8 protein-coding genes are annotated in these 6,811 nt (G+C 70.0%); 4 read left to right on the top strand and 4 right to left on the bottom strand.

Annotated features, from left to right (window positions below):
* Nucleotides 1–342 precede the first annotated feature (342 nt).
* Nucleotides 343–993: a DNA-3-methyladenine glycosylase gene (locus AB0946_RS24425; protein WP_366762767.1), complete on the bottom strand. Its 651-nt coding sequence runs from the start codon at nucleotides 991–993 to the stop codon at nucleotides 343–345.
* A gap of 100 nt (nucleotides 994–1,093) precedes the next feature.
* Between AB0946_RS24425 and AB0946_RS24420 the strand changes: the two genes are divergently transcribed.
* From AB0946_RS24420 to AB0946_RS24410, 3 genes are all read left to right on the top strand, one after another.
* Nucleotides 1,094–1,876 carry a sporulation protein gene (locus tag AB0946_RS24420; RefSeq protein ID WP_171157665.1) on the top strand — a complete coding sequence of 261 codons (783 nt, stop codon included), beginning with the start codon at nucleotides 1,094–1,096 and terminating at the stop codon, nucleotides 1,874–1,876.
* A 45-nt stretch (nucleotides 1,877–1,921) separates the two neighbouring features.
* Nucleotides 1,922–2,461, top strand: a complete 540-nt coding sequence (locus AB0946_RS24415) for a YbhB/YbcL family Raf kinase inhibitor-like protein (protein WP_366762766.1) — start codon at nucleotides 1,922–1,924, stop codon at nucleotides 2,459–2,461.
* A 168-nt stretch (nucleotides 2,462–2,629) separates the two neighbouring features.
* Nucleotides 2,630–3,136, top strand: a complete 507-nt coding sequence (locus AB0946_RS24410) for an HNH endonuclease (RefSeq protein WP_366762765.1) — start codon at nucleotides 2,630–2,632, stop codon at nucleotides 3,134–3,136.
* A 190-nt stretch (nucleotides 3,137–3,326) separates the two neighbouring features.
* Here the strand turns inward: AB0946_RS24410 and AB0946_RS24405 are convergent, their stop codons facing one another.
* The 3 genes from AB0946_RS24405 to AB0946_RS24395 form a co-directional block, all read right to left on the bottom strand.
* Nucleotides 3,327–4,286: an SPFH domain-containing protein gene (locus tag AB0946_RS24405; protein ID WP_171157659.1), complete on the bottom strand. Its 960-nt coding sequence runs from the start codon at nucleotides 4,284–4,286 to the stop codon at nucleotides 3,327–3,329.
* 123 nt (nucleotides 4,287–4,409) lie between these two features.
* Nucleotides 4,410–4,841, bottom strand: coding sequence for an NfeD family protein (locus AB0946_RS24400; protein WP_366762764.1), 432 nt, complete (start codon nucleotides 4,839–4,841; stop codon nucleotides 4,410–4,412).
* A gap of 60 nt (nucleotides 4,842–4,901) precedes the next feature.
* Nucleotides 4,902–5,699 (bottom strand): ABC transporter ATP-binding protein, encoded by a 798-nt coding sequence (locus AB0946_RS24395; protein ID WP_366762763.1) that lies wholly within the window; start codon nucleotides 5,697–5,699, stop codon nucleotides 4,902–4,904.
* Nucleotides 5,700–5,850: 151 nt separating this feature from the next.
* Here AB0946_RS24395 and AB0946_RS24390 point away from each other — a divergent pair, with 151 nt between their 5' ends.
* Nucleotides 5,851–6,639, top strand: coding sequence for a hypothetical protein (locus tag AB0946_RS24390; RefSeq protein WP_366762762.1), 789 nt, complete (start codon nucleotides 5,851–5,853; stop codon nucleotides 6,637–6,639).
* Nucleotides 6,640–6,811: the final 172 nt, after the last annotated feature.

The following is a 6,811-nucleotide window of genomic DNA, read 5'->3' as shown; positions in this document are numbered from 1 at the left end:
TCGCTTCCTTTGTACTCACCCTCTCGGGCTTTCCTCCGGGCGCTTCCCTTCGGTCTTGCGTTTCCGACTCTATCAGATCTTTTCTCGATCCGATTCCCGGCCGGCGGGGTGTCCCGGGGTTTTCGGCTTTCGCCGTCCGCCCTTTCGACATTCACTACGTTAGCCGATTCCCTCGGGAACTCATAATCGAGTCTCGCGAGTTCGAATTCGAACGCACGGGTGCGCCGAAAACGACCCCGCAGAGGGGCTTGAGCTAGGTAGTGGGTTGGCCGCTCCGGCTGCAGGCGATCGCCGTACCCGGTTCAGCGGCTTGGGCTACATTACGCACCTCGACGGGCCGCGTCAACTTCGACGGCGCTTCGGTACGTGGGCGCGGTAGGGACTCACCGTGGGGTCGTCGGCGATCCAGAAGCGCCACGGGTGGAGGTCACCGTCGCCTCCCTCGCCGGCGACTCCGGTGCGGGGACCGTTGCGTACCTGGTCGGAGGGGACCGGCGTCCCCGTGAGCATCTTCAGGGGGGCCTCTCCTGAGGCGCACGCGTCGGCGCCGTCCAGGGCCCGGTCGACCTCCAGGGCTGTGGCCAGCCGGGCCGGTCCCTTGGCCAGTTCCTTGTCGTTGCGGGCCGAGACGCGTCGTTTGCGGGCCAGCTCGGCGCCCTCCACCACTTCGCCCGCGCGGAGCAGCACCCCGCTGGCCCGGCCCTCCGGTCCGCAGACCAGGTTCATGCAGTGCCACATGCCGTAGGTGAAGTAGACGTACACGTGTCCCGGCGGGCCGAACATCACCGCGTTGCGGGCGGTGGGACCGCGGTAGGCGTGCGAGCCGGGGTCGTTCGGGCCGTCATACGCCTCCACCTCCGTGAGGCGCAGGGCGATCGGGCCGTCGGGGGTCGTCCGGACCAGGACGCGGCCGAGGAGGTCGGGGGCGACCTCCAGTACCGGGCGGTCGAAGAAGGCTCGGGGCAGTGGCGTACGGTCCGGGGGCGCGATCATGCGCTCCGAGGGTAGTCCAGACGGGGCGGCGCGCCGGCGGAACCGGGCGCGGGCGGATCGCGTTTGTACGGGTCGAGGGTCCATTCGTAAAGGGAGAGTCATGGCGTTCAAGAAGCTGCTCGCGAGCCTGGGGGCCGGCGGGGCGTCGGTCGAGACGGTGCTGACCGAGGTCAACGTCGTACCGGGTGGCGTCGTCCAGGGTGAGGTGCGGATCCAGGGCGGATCGGTGAACCAGGCCATCGAGGGGCTGTCCGTCGGTCTGCAGGCCAAGGTCGAGGTCGAGAGCGGCGACCAGGAGTACAAGCAGGACATCGAGTTCACCAAGGTCCGGCTCGGCGGTGCCTTCGAGTTGCAGGCGGGTGCCGTGCACGCGGTGCCGTTCGGGCTGGAGATCCCCTGGGAGACGCCGATCACCATGATCGACGGACAGGCGCTGCGGGGGATGAACATCGGTGTGACCACCGAGCTGGCGATCGCGCGGGCCGTGGACTCCGGGGATCTGGACCCGATCAACGTGCACCCGCTGCCGGCGCAGAAGGCGATCCTGGACGCCTTCATCCAGCTGGGCTTCCGCTTCAAGAGCGCCGACATGGAGCGCGGCCACATCCGGGGCACGCGGCAGAGGCTGCCCTTCTACCAGGAGATCGAGTTCTTCCCGCCGTCGCAGTACCGGGGGCTGAACCAGGTCGAGCTGAGCTTCGTCGCCGACGAGCACGCGATGGACGTCGTGCTGGAGATGGACAAGAAGGCGGGCCTGTTCAGCGAGGGCTCGGACACCTTCCGCTCCTTCCAGGTGGGTCTGAACGACTGGCAGGGGACCGACTGGGCGGCTTACCTCAACCAGTGGCTGTCCGAGGTCGGCAGCAAGCGCAACTGGTTCTAGGCTCGGGAACCGCTGGTTCCAGATCATCGATCAGGAGGTACCGAGGTGACCGAGCTCAAGCGGCGGCCGCTCCCCCATGACTTTCATCCGCCCGTGCCGTCGTTCACGGTGACGAGCGAGGACATCGAGGAGGGTGCGACGCTGGGGAGCGCCCAGGTGCACGCGGAGGGCAACACGTCGCCGCAACTGCGCTGGGAGGGCTTCCCGCCCGAGACCAAGAGCTTCGCCGTGACCTGCTACGACCCCGACGCGCCGACCGGCAGCGGGTTCTGGCACTGGGTCCTGTTCGACATCCCGGCCTCCGTGACGGAGCTGCCGGCGGGTGCGGGCAGCGGGAAGTTCGAGGGGCTGCCCCCGGGCGCCGTACATGTGCGCAACGACTACGGGACGAAGGACTTCGGGGGTGCCGCTCCGCCGCCCGGGGACGGCCCGCACCGGTACGTGTTCACGGTGTACGCGGTGGACCAGGAGAAGCTGGGTCCGGACGCGGACGTGTCCCCGGCCGTCGTCGGTTTCAACCTGCGGTTCCACACGATCGCGCGTGCCCAGCTCATCGGTGAGTACGAGAACCCCGCGCAGGGCTGACGTCACCGCAAGGATTCAGCCAAGGGTTCATTGAACGTTTGCCCGCCTCCGGTCTTGGAAGTGATCGGAGGCGGGCATTTTTTATTGCGTTGTCCATCTCGGCGCGCCCGTCCAGAGTTGATCCGAGCCCGCCGGGGGGTGGGCAGGTGCACACGGGAGGTGGGCTGGATGCGTGACACGCTGGTGCTGAACGCGAGCTTCGAGCCGCTGTCGACGGTGACGCTGAACCGTGCGGTCGTCCTGGTGCTCCAGGACAAGGCCGTCGTCGAGCAAGCCCATCCCGAACTGCGCATGCGGGGCGCCGATGTCGACATACCGGCGCCTCGGGTGATCCGGTTGTGCCGGTATGTCCGAGTGCCGTTCCGAAGACAAGCCCCGTGGTCGCGGAGGGGGGTGCTGGTCAGGGACCGGCACCGGTGCGCCTACTGCGGACGGCGGGCGACGACCGTGGACCATGTGGTGCCGCGGTCACGGGGCGGGCAGGACTCATGGCTGAATACGGTCGCCGCGTGTGCGGAGGACAACCACCGGAAGGCGAACCGGACTCCGGAGGAGGCCGGGATGGCGCTGCTGCGGGAGCCGTTCGAGCCGACGCCGGCGGATGCGATGCTCCTGGCCCTGGGCGCCGAGGACTTCGATGCGCTTCCTGAGTGGCTCGCTCGGGATGCGGCCTAGGGCCTCTCGTTTGGATCATGCCGGGCTCGCGGGCCCTGGCACCGCGCCCTGATCCGGCCTGATCCAAACGAAAGACCCTGGGGTTCCGTCGCGTCCTGTCGGTCGGCGGCCTCGGGTTGCCTGCCGCTTCTCACACGGCTCCCCGCGCCCCTGAGGGACGCGGGGAGGAACCCGGCGTTCTCGGCGTGCCTCAGTCGATGCTCGGCTTCTCCCGGCGCTCGGAACCGGCGGAGCCGCCGTTGCCCGATGAGCCGTTGTTGCCCGAACCTCCGCCCAGGGGGCCGAAGTTGCCCATCGCTCCGGAGAGGCCCTTGAGGGCGTCGCCGATTTCGCTGGGGACGATCCAGAGCTTGTTGGCGTCGCCCTCGGCGATCTTCGGGAGCATCTGGAGGTACTGGTAGGACAGCAGCTTCTGGTCCGGGTCGCCGGCGTGGATGGCCTCGAAGACCGTACGGACGGCCTGGGCCTCGCCCTCGGCGCGCAGGGCCGCCGCCTTGGCCTCGCCCTCGGCGCGCAGGATCTGCGACTGCTTCTCGCCCTCCGCGGTGAGGATGGCGGCCTGGCGCGTGCCTTCCGCGGTGAGGATGGCGGCGCGCTTGTCACGGTCGGCGCGCATCTGCTTCTCCATCGAGTCCTGGATGGAGGTCGGGGGCTCGATGGCCTTCAGTTCCACGCGGTTGACGCGGATGCCCCACTTCCCGGTGGCCTCGTCCAGGACCCCGCGCAGGGCCGCGTTGATCTCCTCGCGGGAGGTCAGGGTCCGTTCCAGGTCCATGCCGCCGATGATGTTGCGCAGGGTGGTGACGGTGAGCTGCTCGATCGCCTGGATGTAGCTGGCGACCTCGTAGGTGGCGGCCCGGGCGTCGGTGACCTGGTAGTAGATGACCGTGTCGATGTTCACGACCAGGTTGTCCTGGGTGATCACCGGCTGCGGCGGGAACGGGACGACCTGCTCGCGCAGGTCGATGCGGTTGCGGATGGTGTCGATGAACGGGACCACGATGTTGAGGCCCGCGTTCAGCGTCCGCGTGTAGCGGCCGAAGCGCTCGACGATGGCCGCGCTGGCCTGTGGGATGACTTGGATCGTCTTGATCAGGGCGATGAAGACCAACACCACCAGGATGATCAGGACGATGATGACCGGTTCCATCGTCGTTCCCCGTACCCTTCTCCGCCTCTGCGCTTTCGGCAGATCTCATGACTGTTGAAGATCTTGCTGTCGAGTCTGACAGACCGTCGCGCAACTCGTGAGTCGTTCTCGGTGAGTTGGCCCTCAGATGACGATCGCGGTGGCCCCCTCGATGTCCACGACGTCCACCTCCTGGCCCGCTTCGTAGGCGCGGCCGGTGTCGAGGGCGCGGGCTGACCACACTTCCCCGGCGAGTTTGATGCGGCCGCCGGACGCGTCGACCCGTTCCAGGACGACGGCCTGCCTGCCCTTCAACGCCTCCACGCCGGTGGCGAGTTGGGGACCGCGCCGACCGTGCCGGGCGGCTATGGGCCGGACGACGGCGATGAGGGCGACGGAGACGACCACGAACGTCAGGACCTGGATGACCGCGCCGAAGCCGAGGGCGGAGACGACCGCGGCCGCCACGGCCCCCACCGCGAGCATGCCGAACTCCGGCAACGCGGTGACCACGAGCGGGATTCCGAGCGCCGCCGCGCCGATGAGCCACCACACCCATGCGTCGATGTCGTTCACATGGTCATGGTAGGGCCGCGGTCGGGCGGCGGACAGGGCGCGCGGGGGAGAGCAGGGGGGTCAGGACAGGGGCAGACCCTGGGCGGTCCAGCGGTCGCCGACCTGCTCCACGACGAGCGGGAGGCCGAAGCAGAGGGAGAGGTTGCGGGAGCTGAGTTCCAGCTCGATCGGGCCGGCGGCGAGCACCTTGCCCTGGCGGATCATGAGGACGTGGGTGAAGCCGGGGGCGATCTCCTCGACGTGGTGCGTGACCATGATCATCGAGGGGGCGATGGGGTCACGGGCGAGCCGGCCGAGGCGGCGCACCAGGTCCTCGCGGCCGCCGAGGTCGAGACCGGCGGCGGGTTCGTCCAGCAGGAGCAGCTCGGGGTCGGTCATCAGGGCGCGGGCGATCAGGGTGCGCTTGCGCTCGCCCTCGGAGAGGGTGCCGAACTTCCTCTCCAGGTAGTCGCTCATGCCGAGGCGGTCGAGGAACGCGCGGGCGCGCCGCTCGTCGACCTCGTCGTACTCCTCCTGCCAGTGGGCGGTCATGCCGTAGGCGGCCGTCAGGACCGTCTCCAGCACGGTCTGGCGCTTGGGGAGCTTGTCGGCCATGGCCATGCCGGCCATGCCGATGCGGGGGCGCAGCTCGAAGACGTCGGTGCCGGGCTTGCCGAGGGTCTCGCCGAGGATGGTGGCGGTGCCCTTGCTGGGGTAGAGGTAGCTGGACGCGACGTTCAGGAGGGTGGTCTTGCCGGCACCGTTGGGACCGAGGATGACCCAGCGCTCGCCCTCCTTCACCGACCAGGAGACCTGGTCCACCAGAGCCCGGCCCTCACGGACCACGGATACGTCCTGAAGCTCCAGAACATCGCTCATGAGCGCGTTGTCTCCCCTTGCAGTGTGGCCGGTCTCGGCTGTCGCGTACGCCTGTGGCTCGGGTCCGCCGCGCCGGTGGGCGCAGCCCTTATGAAATCTACGCCACGAGTGCCCCGCTCCATTCCATCGGTCCGGTCCTTAGGGTGGGGGCATGCTCTCGGAACCGCGTTCAGGACGCCTTGCCGCTTGGGGCAATGCCCTTTTGGCCGGACTTGTCTCTCCGGATGACGCCGTACTCGCCGTCGTGGGCGAGGACGCCGTGCACCGGGTGGAGGGGCTGCCCGGTGAGTCCGCGCCGGTCGGGCTGACCCTCGCCCTGGGTCGGCTGCGCACGCTGGGGGTGACGGGACTGCGGGTGGCGCTGCCCGCGCCGGGGCATCCGCTGGGGCTGAGCGGCCCGCCGGAGTTCAACGCGCGGGCGCTGGAGGCCGAGGAGGCGGTGGTCTGTCACGGCGCCGCGTTCGGGCTGGTGCCCGAGGTGTACGAGGCCGGGCCCGAGGGTGATGTACATGCCGAGGTGGTCTGGCACGTGCTGCCGGTGCGGGAGGCGCCGCCCGCCGACGTGCCGTCGCTGGGCGAGGCCGAGCGGGAGCTGGCGGAGGCGCTGCGGGAGGCGACCGAGGTGCTGTCGAAGCTGGACGTCGCCGGGTCGGGGCCGGTGGCGGAGGCGGCGATCGACGCGTACCGGGCGCGGGCCGAGCGGGGCCGGGAGGTGCTGGCGCCGGGGTACCCGTCGCGCGCGGTGCGGGTGTTGGAGCTGGCGCAGCGGGTGGGGCTGCTGGTGTCGCTGGCCTACGGCAACGGTCACGGGGGCGCGGTGAGCGCCTCGGAGATGGCGGCCCGGGGGGCGGCGCTGCGGCCGGTGGAGCGGACGGCCCGGCGGGCGCAGGTCGCGGCGTACAACTCGTTCGTGGAGGAGCGGGAGCGCGGGGTGCGGTGAGCCGGGCGGCGCGGGACCGGCGCGGCCGTCCGTACGGCCCGGGTGCGGCGCAGACGCCTGCCGAGCCCGGGGCCGGCGCGGAGAGGACGTCGGCCGGGCCTGGGCCGTGCGGACGCGACGCCCGGCGGGCGTACCGGCAGGGGGGCGACCACCAGACAGGCCCCCCGGGTGC

The sequence above is a fragment of the Streptomyces sp. NPDC046870 genome, from assembly GCF_040704595.1.
In the GTDB taxonomy this organism is placed as follows: Bacteria; Actinomycetota; Actinomycetes; order Streptomycetales; family Streptomycetaceae; genus Streptomyces; species Streptomyces argyrophylli.
This window is presented reverse-complemented; position numbering and strand designations above follow the sequence as displayed.